The organism is Paenibacillus sp. IHB B 3415, from assembly GCF_000802655.2.
In the GTDB taxonomy this organism is placed as follows: domain Bacteria; phylum Bacillota; class Bacilli; order Paenibacillales; family Paenibacillaceae; genus Paenibacillus_AQ; species Paenibacillus_AQ phytohabitans.
Genome location: NZ_JUEI01000105.1, coordinates 1 through 16,110, shown reverse-complemented (window position 1 = coordinate 16,110; position 16,110 = coordinate 1). Strand labels below are relative to the sequence as shown.

The window sequence follows — 16,110 nt, the reverse complement described above, 5'->3', positions numbered from 1 at the left end:
CAGCAGCAGCGCCGCCAGCAGCGGCGCTGCGAGCCAGGCGGCGGGGGCCAGCCGCCTGATCCGGGGCGCCCCGCGCCGCGCACGCGCTACGCTGCGCGGGCGCTTCAGGATGCGCCGCAGCAATCTTAACTCTTTCATCTCTATGGCTCCTTCCATAAGCACCGGTGATTCTTATAGATATGAATTTCCGGCACCTGCTAGAACGTGATTCTGAGAGAAAGAGAGTTGCCCGGAGGCGCAGCAAAATAACCCCACAAAGTGGGGCTTTAGCTTCGATGATGGTACAGGTACTTTGCGGGGACCCCAAAACATATAAATTCAAAAAAGGGACCAGCCGCTTATTCGCGGGCTGGTCCCTTCAGATTAAAATTTGCTATTATACCCAGGACGGCTGAATCTGAAAGCGCGGTTTGACCTCATCGCTCTTGAAGGATTCACTTCTTGCCGGTTCCGGCTTAAGTACTTCTTCCTTCACAGCTGCAGTTGCAGCCGCTGATTCTTCCATGGAAATACGCCATATGTCCGCACCAAGACCCGACAGCTTCTCAGCCAGATGCACATAACCACGGTCAATATGATGAGTTCCGCTAACCTCCGTAGTGCCTTCAGCCACCAGGCCCGCCAAAATAAGCGCAGCGCCTGCACGCAGATCCGTAGCACACACCTTGGCACCGACAAGACGGGCATTACCGGTAACGATGGCCGAACGGCCCTCAATCTTAATCTCAGCATTCATGTTATGGAATTCATCCACATGCATGAACCGGTTCTCAAATACCGTCTCTGTAACTACAGAGGTGCCTTCGGAGCGCAGCAATAACGCCATCATCTGCGACTGCATATCGGTAGGGAAACCAGGGTAAGGCAATGTCTTGAGATCCACAGCCTTCAGCGGCTTGTCGCTGATAACGCGGACACCGTTCTCGTCTGGAATAACCGTAACGCCCATCTCTTCCATCTTGGAAATAACCGGGCCCAGATGATCAGCAATAGCGCCTTCCACATATACATCGCCGCCCGTAATCGCTGCAGCTGCCATATAGGTTCCAGCCTCGATACGGTCCGGAATGACATGATGTCTTACCCCGTGCATACGTTCAACACCTTCGATCCGGATCACTCCGGTGCCTGCACCGCGCACAATACCGCCCATGCCGTTCAGGTAATTCGCAAGATCAACAATCTCCGGCTCTTTCGCGGCATTCTCGATTACAGTAATGCCTTCGGCAAGGGCCGCAGCCATCATTATATTTTCGGTTGCACCTACGCTGGCCACATCCAGATAAATCTTGGCTCCGCGCAGCCTTCCGTTACTTTTCGCATCAATGTAGCCCTGGCCCAGACTGATCTCGGCACCCAGTGCTTCAAACCCCTTCAAATGCTGGTCAATCGGCCGAGTCCCGATGGCACAACCGCCAGGCAAGGAAATACGTGTATGCCCCATACGGGACAAGAGTGGACCCATTACCAGGAATGAAGCCCGCATTTTGCGCACCCATTCATAAGGCGCTTCGCAGGAAGTAATATTTCTGGCATCAACCTCAATGATATCGTTCTGGTATGTAACACCTGCACCCAGAGATTCCAGCACTTTGCTAATCGTGATTACATCGTCTAGCGGAGGTGCGTCCACAATGACGCTAACTCCTTCTTCTGCCAATAGAGAGGCGGCTATGATCGGTAGTACGGAATTTTTTGCGCCGCTAACTTTCACGCTCCCGGTCAATCTGTTGCCACCGCGGACGATAAATTTGCTCATTTCGGTTTCCCTCCGCGTCCATTATTTCTGAAATTAATTTGAGTTTGAAATTCGTCAGTTAAAATATTGAATATTCCGTCACTGCGCCTAATGTGCAGACGCATTCCTTAAACTTCAGTGTTGACATAATAAAACCTTATTATTCGACACTTTTTTCACTGCATTGGCCTAAGAGAGATATAACCAAACCCACCTTCATTAAAACATCCGGGCGATAAGTCCGCTCCAGCCCAGATAATCCAGCAGAAATCCGGCCACGAAATGGCCTAGGACAATGGCCAGCAGCAAGTGCAGCAACCTGCCCTGAGGACTCTTGGGATATCTTATGACCAGATCGAGCTTTAGGTTCTGAAGTGCCCACCAGGATAATGCGACACAGACCAGAGAAACTACCATCGAAATTAAACTGCTGCTGCCGATCGCACTTGACAATTCAGCGGATAAGCTTGTGTTCATCAATTAGCCTCCCGTGTAAGGTAACTCGGAAATCGACTCTTATATCATACTTGCGCAGGGGAAAAGAATCCAGTACTTTTACGAATTTTTAAACAATTGGCGTATTATCAGCCTAAGTGTTTACGATATGTTCATACTCTGCTAGATTCTTAACTAGCAAAAAAAGCAGTCAAGCCCTGGGCTTGACCGCTTCTCTGCTACTGTTGTCCTTTTCCGGTCGAAACTTTGATCCGCGTTACAGCGCGCTGCAAGGCCAGCTCAGCACGGCGGTGATCAATTTCATCTTGCTTGCTTTGCAGCTTAAGACGGCGCTCAGCCCGTTCCTTAGCCGCTTCAGCGCGCTCCACATCAATATCTTTGGGCAGCTCAGCACTTTCAGCCAGCACCGTTACCTTATCTTTGTGCACTTCAACGAAACCGCCATGAACGGCGATAGACACCGTTACGCCGTCTGCTTTGACGCTAAGCGGAGCAACCTGAAGCGGAGTTACCAGCGGAATATGTCCCGGCAAAATGCCCAGTGCACCATTCACGCCACGTACCGTCAAGCTATTCACTTGCTTGGAGTAGACCAGATGCTCCGGAGTGACAATTTCGAGCAAAAAGGTATTCACTTCCATTCCTCCTCAAAGCTTTACAGAATAAAGCTCACTACCCGGCTAATGCCGAGGATTACAACGTTTTGGCTTTTTCCACTGCTTCTTCAATCGTACCTACGAACAGGAACGCTACTTCCGGAAGATCATCGTGCTTGCCTTCCAGGATTTCTTTGAAGCTGCGTACAGTTTCTTTGATCGGCACGTATTTGCCTTTGAAGCCTGTGAACTGTTCTGCTACATGGAAAGGCTGGGACAGGAAGCGCTCAACCTTACGGGCGCGGGACACAATGACCTTATCCTCTTCACTCAGCTCATCCATACCCAGGATTGCAATGATATCCTGAAGCTCAGTATAACGCTGCAGCAGCTGCTTAACGCCTTGTGCCACGTTATAATGCTCTTCTCCGACGATTTCAGGTGCCAGCATACGCGAGCTTGAAGCCAGAGGGTCAACCGCAGGGAAAATCCCTTTTTCGGAGATTTTACGCTCCAGGTTGGTAGTCGCATCCAAGTGGGCAAACGCAGTAGCCGGTGCAGGGTCTGTATAGTCATCCGCAGGCACGTAGATCGCCTGAATTGAAGTAACAGAACCTTTCTTAGTGGACGTAATACGTTCCTGCAGCTGACCCATTTCTGTAGCCAGTGTAGGCTGGTAACCTACCGCAGAAGGCATACGGCCGAGAAGGGCCGATACTTCGGAACCCGCTTGGGTGAAGCGGAATATGTTATCGATAAAGAGCAGCGTATCGCGGCCTTCAACATCACGGAAATATTCCGCCATGGTCAGACCGGTCAGAGCTACGCGGAGACGCGCGCCCGGCGGCTCATTCATTTGTCCGAATACCATCGCCGTTTTCTTGATAACGCCGGAATCCGTCATTTCATGATACAGGTCATTACCTTCACGGGTACGCTCGCCAACACCTGCGAATACGGAGATACCGCCGTGTTCCTGTGCGATGTTGTTGATCAGTTCCTGGATGGTTACAGTTTTACCTACGCCGGCACCGCCGAACAGGCCGATCTTACCGCCCTTGGCGTAAGGGGCAAGCAAGTCGATAACCTTAATGCCAGTTTCCAGAACTTCTGCCTGAGTGGACAATTCATCGAATGTAGGAGCCAGACGGTGAATCGGGTTTCTTGCAGCCACCACTTCAGCGCCGTTATCAATTGGATTACCAAGCACGTTAAATACGCGGCCGAGTGTTGCTTCACCAACAGGAACCGAGATCGGTCCTCCCTGGTCAATGGCATCAATGCCGCGTACCAGTCCATCTGTGGAAGACATGGCGATACAACGCACCAGGTTATCTCCAAGATGATTGGAAACTTCAAGAGTCAGATCCATGTTACGGCCATCGCTCAGAGTCCCAACAATTTTGATAGCGTTGAATATCTCGGGCAGCTGGCCGCGTTCAAATTCAATATCGACAACCGGACCCATAATGCTCACAACGCGTCCTTTGTTCATCTTCATTTCCCTCCTCGAAAGCTGTTACATATGTAGAAACGGTCCATTACCCTTTACAGGCATCTCCGTTTCTGCGGATAAATACAAGGCAGGGCCAAGCCCGGAGGCCTTAAGCCCGCTCATATTAAGACTGCGCGTTCGCACCAGCCACGATCTCGGTAATTTCCTGCGTAATTGCCGCCTGACGGGCGCGGTTGTACGTAAGTCTTAGTTCTCCGATCATTTTTGACGCGTTCTTCGTTGCACTGCCCATGGCTGTCATCTTGGCTCCCAGCTCACTGGCCTTGCCGTTCAGAAGAGCACCGTAGATTAAAGTTTCGGCGTATTTAGGAAGCAGAACTTCCAGCACGCCTTCAGGAGAAGGTTCGTATTCATAGGCAGCTGTTGCTCCGTGATGCTCGCCTTTTCCTACACCATCCATAGGCAGAAGTCTGTCTACCGTCGGAACCTGGCTGATCGCATTGATAAACTGGTTGTAGCAAATGTACAGCTCATCGTAGACGCCTGTCTCAAACTGGTTTACCGCCGAATAAGCAATGGACTTGATGTCAGCAAACTTCGGGGTATCGGACAGCTCGGTGATTTCCTCTACAATGGGGTACTCACGGCGGCGCAAAAAGTCACGGCCCTTGCGGCCGATAACAAACAGTGCATACTCATCCTTGGACTTATGCCGCTCTGCGATCAGCATCGTTACTTTACGCAGAATGTTGGCATTGTAGCCACCTGCAAGACCTCTATCCGAGGTGATGATCAAATACCCTGTTTTTTTGACAGGCCGGCTGACCAGCATCGGATGCTGAACATCCTGCGTACCGGCAGCAATACTCGAGACCACCTCTTTAAGCTTCTCCGAGTAAGGACGGGCAGCTTCCGCTTTCTCCTGCGCTTTGCGCAGCTTGGAGGCGGCGACCATCTCCATCGCTTTGGTGATCTGTCTGGTGTTCTGAACGCTCTTAATTTGACGTTTAATATCGCGCATGCTTCTTGCCATGATTTCACCACCTTAGAGCTTTGGCGTAGCCAAAGCTGACTTCGTAAGCATTCTCTTAGCTTTGGCGTAGCCAAAGCTAACATCGTAAGCATAAGCTGAGCTTTGGCACAGCCAAAGCTCACTTCGTAAGCGTAACTGAGCAAACTCTATATATTAGCTTGTAGCAAAGCCTCTTTTGAATTTCTCGATCGTTTCTTTGAGCGCTGCCTCGTTATCTGCTGTCAAATCCTTGGTATCCGTAATAGATTGCAGGATTTCAGTTGCACTGCTGTCGATAAACGCCAGGAATTCCTTCTCAAAACGCTTCACGTCTTTGACAGGAATATCATCCAGGTGTCCTTTGACAGCGGTGTACAGACTGAGCACTTGGTGCTCAACATTAAGCGGCTGGTTTACGCCTTGTTTCAGAATCTCCATCATACGTGCACCGCGGTTCAAACGGGCTTGCGTAGATTTATCCAGATCGGAACCGAACTGGGAGAAGGCCTGAAGCTCACGATATTGAGCCAAATCCAGACGCAGGGAACCGGCAACCTTCTTCATGGCTTTGATCTGCGCGGAACCCCCTACACGGGATACGGAGATACCGACGTTGATCGCCGGACGCTGACCGGAGTTGAACAGATCGGATTCAAGGAAGATTTGACCATCGGTAATCGAGATTACGTTCGTAGGAATGTAAGCCGATACGTCAGAAGCCTGTGTTTCGATGAAAGGAAGGGCGGTTAATGAACCTCCACCAAGCGCATCGCTGAGCTTAGCCGCACGTTCCAGCAGACGGGAGTGCAAGTAGAATACGTCACCCGGGAATGCTTCACGGCCCGGTGGACGGCGGAGCAGCAAGGACAATTCGCGGTAAGCCGAAGCCTGCTTCGAAAGGTCATCATAAATAACAAGAACATGCTCGCCTTTATACATGAAGTATTCGCCCATTGCGCAGCCTGCGTATGGAGCAATATAGAGCAGCGGAGAAGGCTCGGAAGCCGACGCGGTTACAACGATAGTATATTCCAGCGCGCCATGACGGCGGAGGGTTTCTACTACCTGTGCTACTGTAGATTGTTTTTGACCAATCGCAACATAGATACATTTCATGCCGTTGCCTTTTTGGTTGATGATCGCATCAATAGCGATCGCGGTCTTACCGGTTTGACGGTCACCAATGATCAGTTCGCGTTGTCCGCGGCCGATTGGTACCATGGCATCGATCGCTTTCAGACCTGTCTGCATCGGTTCATGAACCGATTTACGGTCGATAACGCCCGGTGCATTATGTTCTACAGGACGGAATTCAGTCGTTGCAATTGGACCTTTGCCGTCAAGCGGCTGACCCAGTGCATTAACTACACGGCCCAGCATGGCTTCACCAACCGGAACCTGCATAATTTGTCCTGTACGTTTGACTTGATCGCCTTCACGAATGGCTGTGTATTCACCCAGGATAACAACACCGACGTTGCTTTCTTCCAGGTTAAGCGCCATGCCTACTACACCGTTGGAGAACTCCAGCAGTTCCCCTGCCATTGCGTTTTCCAGACCGTAGACACGGGCGATACCGTCTCCGACTTGAATGACGGTGCCAATTTCGGCCACTTCGATATCGGCTTTATATTGCTCAATTTGATTTTTGATCAAAGTGCTGATCTCTTCAGGTCTGATGCCCAATATCCTCACCCCTATCTTCTTTGCTTATCATTAAAAGATTTCTCAAGACGCTCCAGCTTGCCGGATAGACTGCCGTCATACAGCGTATCGCCGATGATGACCTTCAGTCCGCCTAGCAGGCTCTTATCCACCACATTGGTAACACGAATCTTGCGGTTTGTAAGCTGGCTGAACTCTGCCGCTACACTATCCTGTTCCTCTTGATTCAGAGAATAGGCGGAGTAGACAGTAGCATCGCCGATGCCAAGGGCGTCCCCTTCTATCTTGACGTACGTGGCCAGCAGTTCTGCGAAAATATCGGTTCTGCCCCGCTCTACCAGCAGTTCTACCATGTTCATTACCGCTTCCGAGACTTTACCTTTAAGCGCCCCGCGCAGCACAGTCAGCTTGTCGGATTGCGAGATGCGCGGTGCCAGAATAAACTGTTTCACCTCTGCATCATAATGAAGCACTTCGACTACTAACCTAAGCTGGGCTTCCACTTCAAGTGTAATGCCTTCATCCACTGCTGCACTGTACAAGGCTTTGGCATAGCGTTTGGCAACTACCGTATCGCGGCTCATGGTCGGCCTCCTACCTCTTTGAGGTATTGATCAACGAGTTGTTCCTGTTCGCCGTCAGCCTTAACTTCTTTTTCAAGCAGCTTGGATGCAATGCGGACCGATGCTGTACCCAGCTCGCTGCGCAAAGCTTCCACAGCCTTGTTCTTCTCGCTCTCAATATCACGGACCGCTTCGTCCTTAAGGCGGGTAGCTTCAGCTTTAGCCTGATCGAGAAGCTTGTCAACCTGATTGTTGCTTGTAACCTGGGACTGCTGAATGATAGCCTGCGCCTCTTGGCGTGCCTGCTGCAGAGCCTGCTTCTGTTCTTCTACGTAAGCGACCGCCTGTTCTCTGGTCTTGGCTGCTTCATCCATTTGCTGCAGCACCATTTCGCGGCGCTTCTCCATAATTCCGAACAGCTTGCTGAATGCAAATTTGCTGAGCAGGAAATACAGGATCCCAAAGGCGATAATGGAAAACAATATATTTGTCCAAACGATAGTCACTGAGGTCACTCCTTTCCGTTACCGCGGCATGCGGACATATACAAAAGTAAGGCGCGGATGGCACTTGCCCTCCCCGCCAAACCGTAAAAACGGTTTATTAAGTAAACATGATCAGGAATGCGATAACTGTAGCGGCCAAAGGAATAACTTCCACGATACCTACACCGATAAACATTGTTGTCTGCAGTGCGTTACGTGCTTCCGGTTGACGAGCGATGGACTCAACTGTTTTGCTGACGATCATACCGTTACCAAGACCTGCACCGAGTGCGCCTAAACCAACCGCGATTGCTGCTGCCAAAAATTCCATTTGTAAATATCCTCCTTTAATTTCGGTTCTTTTTGTAATGACTTAATGATATAAAAATCTCCCGCGAAGAGTATTCCGGCGGCTGCCGCTATCCTCACGGCAGTTCATTAATGTGCTTCTTCCTCGTGGATCGTCATCTGTGCGATGTACACCATCGTCAGAATCGTAAAGATAAACGCCTGAAGCGCACCAACAAAGATACTGAAGCCCTGCCAGACAGCCAGGAACGGGATACTGAATATCCCCAGCTTCAGAATTACGGTAATCAGAACCTCGCCGGCAAAAATATTAGCAAATAGACGAATGGCAAGCGCCACCGGCTTTGCCAGGTTCTCAATGATGTTAAGCGGCAAGAAGATCGGGAACGGCTCAATATAGTGTTTGAAATAATGTTTGCCATTCAGCTTGATTCCCAAATAGTTCATTAGTACAAACACGACAATCGCCAGCCCGGCGGTAACATTGATATCTGCAGTCGGCGATTTATACCACAGAATCTCTACATGCTCGCCATGTGTCAGGTTTTTGGTTGCTTCGATAACATGTCCAAAAATGTGAACCGGCTCATGGGCTTCTGTAATGAAGGAAAACGGCAGACCAAGGAGATTGGAGACGAAGATAAACAGTATCAGCGTCAATCCCAGTGATATGTAGGGCTTCCCTTTCTTCAAATCCATGGCGCTGCTGATCAGTCCCTGTACAAATTCGACGACCCACTCCATAAAATTCTGGAGTCGTGACGGATTATCAACAGACAGGTTGCGGACGGACAGCATGACCAGAGCGAACACGATCACCGAACTGATCACCAGCATCAGTACCGCTGACAGGTCAATCGGTATTCCGCCAACATAGATTAAAGGCATTTCGTGCATAGTATCATCCCCCTTTCTCTTTAATATGGCTACAGCTTATTCTTGATTCCTAAATATATCCCCACGGGAATAGATAGAAGCTGGGGGATGAACAGGCCGGCAATCGTTGCCTCCAGCGAGAAATGCTCGATTTTGACCGAAAACATGGTGACCAGAATAGCGAAACTGATTCTTGTAGCGAAACCAAGGCTGAAAGAACTTTTCTGTTTATCCGCAACCGCCTGTGTCACCCTTCTTACTTTGAGGGCAAGATAACGAAAGTTAACGAGTCCTGCCAGCAAGCCCAGCGACATGCCCAGAGTAACTGTACGGGTCTCATGATGAAGAGCCCATCCCATTAACAAGCCTGCCATAATGATTACTGTCACCCTGGTAACGGTATTGATTACGGGAGTCATATTATCCATTTTGCTCCCCCAGAAATTTTTTGATTAGCAAAGCAACATTCACAACCCCGAGAACCATCCCGGCAATTGTTCCGATGGCCAGCCAAAGCTTAGGTCCGTCCATCAGGTTCTGCAGCCACCTTGCCACAAAAAAACCTATAACAATGTAAGCGGCAAGCAAGCTGCCTGCACCCCCGAGAACCAAAGCAATACGTCCCAGTCCGGCCTCGTTCTTTTGTTCCTTCATAGGCTACAATCCCAACTAATTTTACTGAATATCCAGACTCTTTGTCAATTCACCGAAAATTGCTCAAAAGTGCTTGAAAACATGAAAATAATCACAGCAAAACATACCAAAACCATATAAACCGTACAGTTTCACTGTATGCTGCTTTTATTTACTTTAGTATATTAGTTGTCGTGCCATCATTTATTATTTGTGAACATTCTGTGAAACTCTTCCGGACGTTCTTTAACAGCTCCGAAATGGTGCAAAATCGCATTGACAATTCTCTCGGAGGCTTTGCCGTCTCCATACGGGTTGGCGGCCCGGCTCATGGACTGATACAGATTCTGATCGGTCAATAGAGCATGTGTCCGTTGATACACCTTCTCCTCGTCCGTCCCCACAAGCTCCAATGTTCCGGCCTCGATCCCTTCCGGGCGCTCGGTTGTATCACGCAGCACAAGCACAGGAACTCCAAAGGAGGGAGCTTCCTCCTGCAGGCCGCCGGAATCGGTCAATATCAGGTGGGTATGCGGATAAAAATTATGCAGGTCAACGACATCCAGCGGATCAATCAGCTTAATTCTAGGGTGTCCGCCGAGGATCTCATGCGCCGGTTCCTTCACTGCAGGACTCGGGTGCACAGGATACACAATGGCTACATCTTCAAATTCATCAGCGATTCTTTTGACAGCACGGAAAATATGACGGTGCGGTTCGCCTTGGGATTCTCTGCGGTGCGCCGTCATCAAAATAAGTCTTTTTCCTGAAGCAAAATCCAGTACAGGATGCCGGTAGTCCGGCTGTACGGTATATTGAAACACATCAGTTACAGTGTTGCCTGTGATATAAATACTTGATTCTTTTTTGTTCTCGTGTCTCAGGTTGCCGGCTGACCAATCGGTCGGGGCAAAGTGCAGATCGGCAAGCACGCCGGTCAGCTGACGGTTCATCTCCTCCGGATAAGGCGAAAGCTTGTTCCATGTCCGAAGACCTGCTTCCACATGCCCAACCTGAATTTGCTGCAGGAAAGACGCATAGCTGGCCAGGAAAGTGGTCAGTGTATCCCCGTGTACAAGCACCAGGTCAGGTTTGACCTCGCGAAGCACCGGTTCCAGTCCTTCAAGCACCCTGATGGTGATCTCATTAAGGGTCTGCCGGTCCTTCATTACGTCCAGATCATAATCCGGCGTAATTTTGAATACCTCCAGCACCTGATCAAGCAGTTCACGGTGCTGGGCAGTTACACAGACAATGGATTCAATCTGCTCAGGGTGCCTGTTCAGTTCAAGAACCAGAGGCGCCATCTTGATCGCCTCGGGGCGCACTCCGAAAATCGTCATTACTTTAATTTTGGACATAACCCCTACCCTCTCTTCTGAAGACTACAGAAATTGTGTTTGTTCTATTAATACCTCAGAGGTATTACTACTTGGTTCCATACAGTCTGTCACCGGCATCTCCGAGGCCTGGGACAATATAACCATGCTCATTCAGATGATCATCAAGTGCGGCTACATAGATGTCCACATCCGGATGTGCAGCCTGCACAGCAGCGACACCTTCAGGAGCAGCAATCAGGTTCATCATCTTGATCTGGGTGCATCCGCGGTTCTTAAGCGAGGTAATGGCCGCAATGGCTGAGCCGCCTGTAGCCAGCATCGGATCAATTACGATCAGCTCACGTTCCTGCACGTCTGTAGGAAGCTTAATGTAATATTCAACCGGCTGAAGCGTTTCCGGATCACGGAAAAGCCCGACATGTCCTACTTTCGCCGCCGGAAGCAGCTTCAGGACACCCTCCAGCATGCCAAGGCCGGCGCGCAGAATCGGAATCAGTCCCAGCATTCTTCCCGAGATCACTTTGCTCTGCGTTTCAGCCACCGGTGTCTGCACCGTAATGGTCTCAAGCGGAATATCACGGGTAATCTCATAAGCCATAAGTGTTGCTACTTCATCGACATGCTCTCTGAATTCTTTCGTGTTGGTCCGCACATCGCGAATAAATGTTAATTTGTGCTGAATCAATGGATGATCGCAAATCACCAATTTTCCCATTTTGTCCCTCCGGTAATTGTAAGTCTTATTTATAGCCAGAGTAAGCGCTTTGCTTCCCGCGTGGCTAAATCTTGTCTATTATATCATCACCAAGGCCGCTTTTCACCTACAGAAGGGTAAAACCGCCTGCAAAGGCAGTCTCCTATTTCAGAGCCACACGGAAAGTTTAGGAAATTCCCCCAAGCCTCTGGATATAAAACAAAACTTAGTTTGTGCCATTAGGCACTTTTAATACTATTCACATTTCTTTCACTACTTTTATTGAAAATTCCATGAACTTTCATGATTATTACATGATAATTCATACCATTTTCTTACTATAATTTGTGAACATTATGCAACAGAAACCGGCCACAAAGCATTTGAAATTGCACCTATCAAAAAAACCTTTGCGGAATCCGGTGGTACCGGACCCGCAAAGGCAGAATAAGCAGCTTAATATTAGTACTGCAAACCAGGATAGATCGGATACTTTTCAGTAAGCTCGGCCACCTCACGTGCAGCTTGGGTCAAATTAGCATCATCTTTCGGATTCTTCAGCACATTGGCAATAATCCGGCCGATCGTTACCATAGCCGGCTCGTCCATACCACGTGATGTAACCGCAGGTGTACCGATCCGGATACCGCTTGTTACAAACGGACTGGTAGGATCGAATGGAATCGCATTCTTGTTGACTGTGATTCCGATGGAATCAAGCACCTTCTCCGCATCCTTGCCGGTAATGCTCAGATTACGGGTATCCAGCAGCATCAGGTGGTTATCCGTACCGCCGGAAACAATATTAACGCCTTCGCCGATCAGCGTATCCGCCAGAACCTTGGCATTCTTCACTACATTCTCGGCATAGGTCTTGAACGATGGCTGCAGCGCTTCACCGAAGGAAACGGCTTTGGACGCAATCACATGCATGAGCGGTCCGCCTTGGGAACCCGGGAAGACCGCTTTATCAATAGCAGCAGCCCATGGCTGTCTGCACAGAATCATCCCTCCGCGTGGACCACGCAAGGTTTTGTGCGTAGTTGTTGTAACGAAATGGGCATGAGGAACCGGACTCGGGTGAACACCGGCAGCAACCAATCCGGCAATGTGGGCCATATCGACCATAAACAAGGCACCCACATCATTTGCAATGGAACCGAGTGCGGCAAAATCAATGGTCCGCGGATACGCGCTTGCTCCGGCAACAATCATTTTGGGACGGTGTTTGAAGGCTGCTTTACGCACTTCATCATAATCAATCAGGAAAGTATCCTCCTGTACGCCATAAGCCACGAAGTTATACAGGATACCGGAAGCATTAACCGGGCTGCCGTGGGTCAAATGGCCGCCATGCGCCAGATTCATGCCCAGTACGGTATCGCCAGGATTAAGCGCGGCAAGGTAAACGGCCATATTGGCCTGTGCACCGGAATGCGGCTGCACATTGACATGCTCGGCACCAAACAGCTGCTTGGCACGGTCACGGGCCAGGTTCTCCACGATATCCACATCTTCACAGCCGCCATAATAACGTTTGCCCGGATAACCTTCGGCGTATTTGTTCGTAAGCACGGAGCCCATGGCTTCCATTACGGCTTCACTTACAATATTCTCTGAAGCAATGAGTTCAATGTTTGCACGCTGACGGCTCAGTTCCAAGCCCATCGCTTCCAGTACTGCCGGGTCACTCTTACGTAGTTGTTCCATGTTTCTTATTTCCTCCCTGTTACTCTAATTTATGTGGTGTTAAGACGAAACCAGTTATATACGCTGCTCTCAGTCACAATTCGCGGAGCCGCTTGTCTCCGGCGTGCGGTACACTGCCCGTTCGCCGCCGATCAGCGGCGGTCTGCTCCATGCTGCGTTCACCCGGGCTGCCCCGATATAGCGCAGGCTTGGCCGGAAAGGTACGGCTACGCGGCGGAGGTGCATGCCAATTAGTGTCTCCCCGATATCAATACCGGCGTGGGCCTCTATAGTCTCGGCCAGCACCGGATCTGTCATAGAGCGGTAAGCGGCCGCAGCCATGGAACCTCCGGCTCCCGGAACCGGCACAGCCGAAACCTCCCTAAGCCCCAGTGATTCCAGCAAAGAACGTTCCATCACCAGCGAACGGTTCAAATGCTCGCAGCATTGGTACACGGGATGAAAGCCAAATTCAGCAGCGGCCTGCATAATTCCCTTCAGCAGCAGCTGTGCAACCTCAAGCGCACCTCCGGTGCCGATCCGCACACCCGCCACTTCACTGGTGCTTGCTCCAACCACCAGGATTTTACCGGGCCCAAGCTTCCCTGCTTCAGCCAGTTCGCGGACTACCGCCGCAGCTGCGGCGTCCAAGGTCAGCTCTGCGCTGCCCGGTTGTTGCCCGGTTGCTGAAGGCGCACCGGACGCGCGCTCTTCCCATAGATCCTGCTTCCGGACTTCGTCCATCTTACCGCCCCCTTCAAGCGTTGATAATGCCTCTAATTCCACTACAGATACGACATTTAAACAAAAAAGAGCAGTCCGCAGATTTAGCTGCGGATGTGCTCTTTTGCCCAGGCGACCGGCCGTTTATTCCAGGTGCTCCATCGTGGTTTGATCCACACTTGTCGCCAGTTACACCGGAACCGGATAATATTTATTTCATCTTAAGGGATAGGCGGCGAAAAATCAACCACCTTCACAACCGCCGTAAGGATTCCAGCTTATCCAGTAAACTGTACAATGCAGTCCGGATCTCAGCAGCCGTCAGCTCATAATCTTCACGGGAGCCGCCGAACGGATCACTGATATCGAAGCTTGGAATCCGTTGCCGGATCTCAATAATCCGCTGCAAATCAGCGGCGCTCGGCTCTCCGCCCAGCGAAATACTGAGTTCGGCATCTGCATACAGGCTATCCAGTTCACGGATATCGGCGTTCACAGACTCTTGCGTATGCACATATTCCTTAAGCGTATAAGTCTTGTTAACTGCGTCAGGGAAATATTGCAGCAAATGCCGCTTATGCCCTCCGGTCAGGGTAAGCACCAGATCAGCCCAGGAGACAGCTTCTCCAGTCAGTTGCGAGGATACTATACGATCGTCAATGCCTTCATCCTGCAGGATTCCGGCAGCATGTCTGGATATGGAAGTACCTGAAATGGCGGAAACTCCGGCAGACCGCACCTCCACATCGATCCCCCGCTCCCCCGCAAGCTTCCGCAGAAGACCTTCAGCCATAGGGCTGCGGCAGGTATTTCCTGTGCAGACGAATAAAATATGCAGCATACTTTCCACCTCCGGTAAGAATATAATTTCGGATTAATCAACAGCTTCCGATGAACTGAACAATGAAATGTTCTATTTATTTGTATTGCCGTTATTGTATCAGAAGATGAACAGCAAGCCAAACGCCAAAAGTATGGCTCCGCCCAGTGCTTCACCGGAATCCCCGAGCACGTGGCTTACTCTCCTGCCCAGCAGCAGTCCGGTAATAGACATCATGCCGCCGCAGACACCGAAGGCCAGCACTGTAATAACTATGCTATTCACAAACATTCCCAGTGAAACCCCGACCGAAAAGGAATCTACACTTACACTAAGCGAGATCAGCAGCATGCCCCATACCGTCCGGTGATCCACCGCCCGGCTCCCGCCGTCACCCTTGCGGAATGAATTCAGAATCATATGTCCGCCCAGCAGTACAAGCAGCCCCCCGGCGGCATAGGTGGTCACCTGACCCAGCAGATGGCCGACATAGCTGCCTGTGAACAAGCCGAGCAGCGGCATCAGCACATGAAAAAAAGCAATGAGCAGGCTGAGCTGCAGCACATGCAGCAGACGGATACCCTTCATCCCGATCCCTACACCGAGCGAGAACGCATCCATACCAAGCGCAACTGCCATAATGGCAACTGTTACGAGTTGGCCCCAGCCCTCATATATTCCGCCTATGCCCATGAATATACCCCCAAAGTCCGTAAGTTCTTGTACAACAACGATATGCGGACAAGATGGTATTCATGACTATGAGGCGGATAGCAGAGCCGGGAAGTAGGCTGTTAACCGGCGTCGATCACCGCTTCACCGGCGGCTTTCATCAGCCGGTTCATTATGGCAGCGCCGAGGCCCGTGACCGGGCAGGCCTCGGCCAGAATGTAGGTCGCTCCCGCTTCATCGAAGCGCCGCAAGGCGGCATACAGGGAGCGGGCCGCTTCCTCCGGCGAGGCTAACGAGCCGAGAGAAACGACGCAGGCGGCCGGGTCGGCGGGATACAGGGCCCTATGCTCCTCGAAGAGGAGCAGGCCCGTGATCTCGCC

Annotated in this window: 19 protein-coding genes and 1 riboswitch; all 19 genes read right to left on the bottom strand. The window is 50.6% G+C overall.

Annotation, left to right across the window (positions count from 1 at the left end):
• Positions 1-376 precede the first annotated feature (376 nt).
• Positions 377-1,759: a UDP-N-acetylglucosamine 1-carboxyvinyltransferase gene (gene murA / locus QW71_RS32330; protein ID WP_039309322.1), complete on the bottom strand. Its 1,383-nt coding sequence runs from the start codon at positions 1,757-1,759 to the stop codon at positions 377-379.
• A 198-nt stretch (positions 1,760-1,957) separates the two neighbouring features.
• The gene (locus QW71_RS32325; protein ID WP_039309319.1) at positions 1,958-2,215 is read right to left on the bottom strand and encodes a DUF1146 family protein; all 258 of its coding nucleotides are present in this window, start codon (positions 2,213-2,215) and stop codon (positions 1,958-1,960) included.
• Positions 2,216-2,412: 197 nt separating this feature from the next.
• Positions 2,413-2,829 (bottom strand): F0F1 ATP synthase subunit epsilon, encoded by a 417-nt coding sequence (locus QW71_RS32320; protein WP_039309326.1) that lies wholly within the window; start codon positions 2,827-2,829, stop codon positions 2,413-2,415.
• A 58-nt stretch (positions 2,830-2,887) separates the two neighbouring features.
• On the bottom strand, positions 2,888-4,285 hold the full coding sequence (atpD, locus tag QW71_RS32315; protein WP_039309318.1) for a F0F1 ATP synthase subunit beta: 1,398 nt from the start codon (positions 4,283-4,285) through the stop codon (positions 2,888-2,890).
• 124 nt (positions 4,286-4,409) lie between these two features.
• The gene (atpG, locus tag QW71_RS32310; RefSeq protein ID WP_039309316.1) at positions 4,410-5,279 is read right to left on the bottom strand and encodes an ATP synthase F1 subunit gamma; all 870 of its coding nucleotides are present in this window, start codon (positions 5,277-5,279) and stop codon (positions 4,410-4,412) included.
• Positions 5,280-5,432: 153 nt separating this feature from the next.
• Positions 5,433-6,944: a F0F1 ATP synthase subunit alpha gene (gene atpA / locus QW71_RS32305; protein ID WP_039309314.1), complete on the bottom strand. Its 1,512-nt coding sequence runs from the start codon at positions 6,942-6,944 to the stop codon at positions 5,433-5,435.
• 11 nt (positions 6,945-6,955) lie between these two features.
• Positions 6,956-7,507, bottom strand: coding sequence for a F0F1 ATP synthase subunit delta (locus QW71_RS32300; RefSeq protein ID WP_039309312.1), 552 nt, complete (start codon positions 7,505-7,507; stop codon positions 6,956-6,958).
• Positions 7,504-7,992 carry a F0F1 ATP synthase subunit B gene (gene atpF, locus QW71_RS32295; RefSeq protein WP_039309309.1) on the bottom strand — a complete coding sequence of 163 codons (489 nt, stop codon included), beginning with the start codon at positions 7,990-7,992 and terminating at the stop codon, positions 7,504-7,506. Before atpF ends, QW71_RS32300 begins: the two co-directional genes overlap by 4 nt.
• Before the next feature lie 97 nt (positions 7,993-8,089).
• Positions 8,090-8,302 (bottom strand): F0F1 ATP synthase subunit C, encoded by a 213-nt coding sequence (gene atpE / locus QW71_RS32290; RefSeq protein WP_036699216.1) that lies wholly within the window; start codon positions 8,300-8,302, stop codon positions 8,090-8,092.
• 107 nt (positions 8,303-8,409) lie between these two features.
• Positions 8,410-9,177 carry a F0F1 ATP synthase subunit A gene (gene atpB / locus QW71_RS32285; RefSeq protein WP_039309306.1) on the bottom strand — a complete coding sequence of 256 codons (768 nt, stop codon included), beginning with the start codon at positions 9,175-9,177 and terminating at the stop codon, positions 8,410-8,412.
• 29 nt (positions 9,178-9,206) lie between these two features.
• Positions 9,207-9,584 (bottom strand): ATP synthase subunit I, encoded by a 378-nt coding sequence (locus tag QW71_RS32280; protein WP_039309305.1) that lies wholly within the window; start codon positions 9,582-9,584, stop codon positions 9,207-9,209.
• Complete coding sequence (locus QW71_RS32275) at positions 9,577-9,810, bottom strand: AtpZ/AtpI family protein (RefSeq protein ID WP_042140254.1); 234 nt, start codon at positions 9,808-9,810, stop codon at positions 9,577-9,579. The genes QW71_RS32280 and QW71_RS32275 overlap by 8 nt, the downstream gene beginning before the upstream one ends.
• Positions 9,811-9,989: 179 nt before the next feature.
• Positions 9,990-11,150, bottom strand: coding sequence for a non-hydrolyzing UDP-N-acetylglucosamine 2-epimerase (wecB, locus tag QW71_RS32270; protein ID WP_039309304.1), 1,161 nt, complete (start codon positions 11,148-11,150; stop codon positions 9,990-9,992).
• Positions 11,151-11,217: 67 nt separating this feature from the next.
• Entirely contained in the window at positions 11,218-11,847 is a 630-nt protein-coding gene (gene upp, locus QW71_RS32265) for a uracil phosphoribosyltransferase (RefSeq protein ID WP_020426095.1), read from the bottom strand.
• 441 nt (positions 11,848-12,288) lie between these two features.
• Positions 12,289-13,536 carry a serine hydroxymethyltransferase gene (glyA, locus tag QW71_RS32260; RefSeq protein ID WP_039309300.1) on the bottom strand — a complete coding sequence of 416 codons (1,248 nt, stop codon included), beginning with the start codon at positions 13,534-13,536 and terminating at the stop codon, positions 12,289-12,291.
• Positions 13,537-13,605: 69 nt separating this feature from the next.
• The gene (locus QW71_RS32255; protein ID WP_083442820.1) at positions 13,606-14,259 is read right to left on the bottom strand and encodes a TIGR01440 family protein; all 654 of its coding nucleotides are present in this window, start codon (positions 14,257-14,259) and stop codon (positions 13,606-13,608) included.
• Between the two features lie 98 nt (positions 14,260-14,357).
• Positions 14,358-14,441, bottom strand: a riboswitch (ZMP/ZTP riboswitch).
• 50 nt (positions 14,442-14,491) lie between these two features.
• On the bottom strand, positions 14,492-15,079 hold the full coding sequence (locus QW71_RS32250; RefSeq protein WP_039309298.1) for a low molecular weight protein arginine phosphatase: 588 nt from the start codon (positions 15,077-15,079) through the stop codon (positions 14,492-14,494).
• Between the two features lie 99 nt (positions 15,080-15,178).
• Entirely contained in the window at positions 15,179-15,751 is a 573-nt protein-coding gene (locus QW71_RS32245) for a manganese efflux pump (RefSeq protein ID WP_039309295.1), read from the bottom strand.
• 101 nt (positions 15,752-15,852) lie between these two features.
• Positions 15,853-16,110 (bottom strand): Sua5 family C-terminal domain-containing protein (locus tag QW71_RS32240; protein ID WP_039309294.1); only part of this gene is annotated, 258 nt, incomplete at its 5' end.

What these genes read in the sequence shown, in the direction of transcription:
- murA (WP_039309322.1), bottom strand. Translation starts at nt 1,759, where the DNA reads ATGAGCAAATTTATCGTCCGCGGTGGCAACAGATTGACCGGGAGCGTG.
- QW71_RS32325 (WP_039309319.1), bottom strand. Translation starts at nt 2,215, where the DNA reads ATGAACACAAGCTTATCCGCTGAATTGTCAAGTGCGATCGGCAGCAGC.
- atpD (WP_039309318.1), bottom strand. Translation starts at nt 4,285, where the DNA reads ATGAACAAAGGACGCGTTGTGAGCATTATGGGTCCGGTTGTCGATATT.
- atpG (WP_039309316.1), bottom strand. Translation starts at nt 5,279, where the DNA reads ATGGCAAGAAGCATGCGCGATATTAAACGTCAAATTAAGAGCGTTCAG.
- QW71_RS32300 (WP_039309312.1), bottom strand. Translation starts at nt 7,507, where the DNA reads ATGAGCCGCGATACGGTAGTTGCCAAACGCTATGCCAAAGCCTTGTAC.
- atpE (WP_036699216.1), bottom strand. Translation starts at nt 8,302, where the DNA reads ATGGAATTTTTGGCAGCAGCAATCGCGGTTGGTTTAGGCGCACTCGGT.
- atpB (WP_039309306.1), bottom strand. Translation starts at nt 9,177, where the DNA reads ATGCACGAAATGCCTTTAATCTATGTTGGCGGAATACCGATTGACCTG.
- QW71_RS32280 (WP_039309305.1), bottom strand. Translation starts at nt 9,584, where the DNA reads ATGGATAATATGACTCCCGTAATCAATACCGTTACCAGGGTGACAGTA.
- QW71_RS32275 (WP_042140254.1), bottom strand. Translation starts at nt 9,810, where the DNA reads ATGAAGGAACAAAAGAACGAGGCCGGACTGGGACGTATTGCTTTGGTT.
- wecB (WP_039309304.1), bottom strand. Translation starts at nt 11,150, where the DNA reads ATGTCCAAAATTAAAGTAATGACGATTTTCGGAGTGCGCCCCGAGGCG.
- upp (WP_020426095.1), bottom strand. Translation starts at nt 11,847, where the DNA reads ATGGGAAAATTGGTGATTTGCGATCATCCATTGATTCAGCACAAATTA.
- glyA (WP_039309300.1), bottom strand. Translation starts at nt 13,536, where the DNA reads ATGGAACAACTACGTAAGAGTGACCCGGCAGTACTGGAAGCGATGGGC.
- QW71_RS32255 (WP_083442820.1), bottom strand. Translation starts at nt 14,259, where the DNA reads ATGGACGAAGTCCGGAAGCAGGATCTATGGGAAGAGCGCGCGTCCGGT.
- QW71_RS32250 (WP_039309298.1), bottom strand. Translation starts at nt 15,079, where the DNA reads ATGCTGCATATTTTATTCGTCTGCACAGGAAATACCTGCCGCAGCCCT.
- QW71_RS32245 (WP_039309295.1), bottom strand. Translation starts at nt 15,751, where the DNA reads ATGGGCATAGGCGGAATATATGAGGGCTGGGGCCAACTCGTAACAGTT.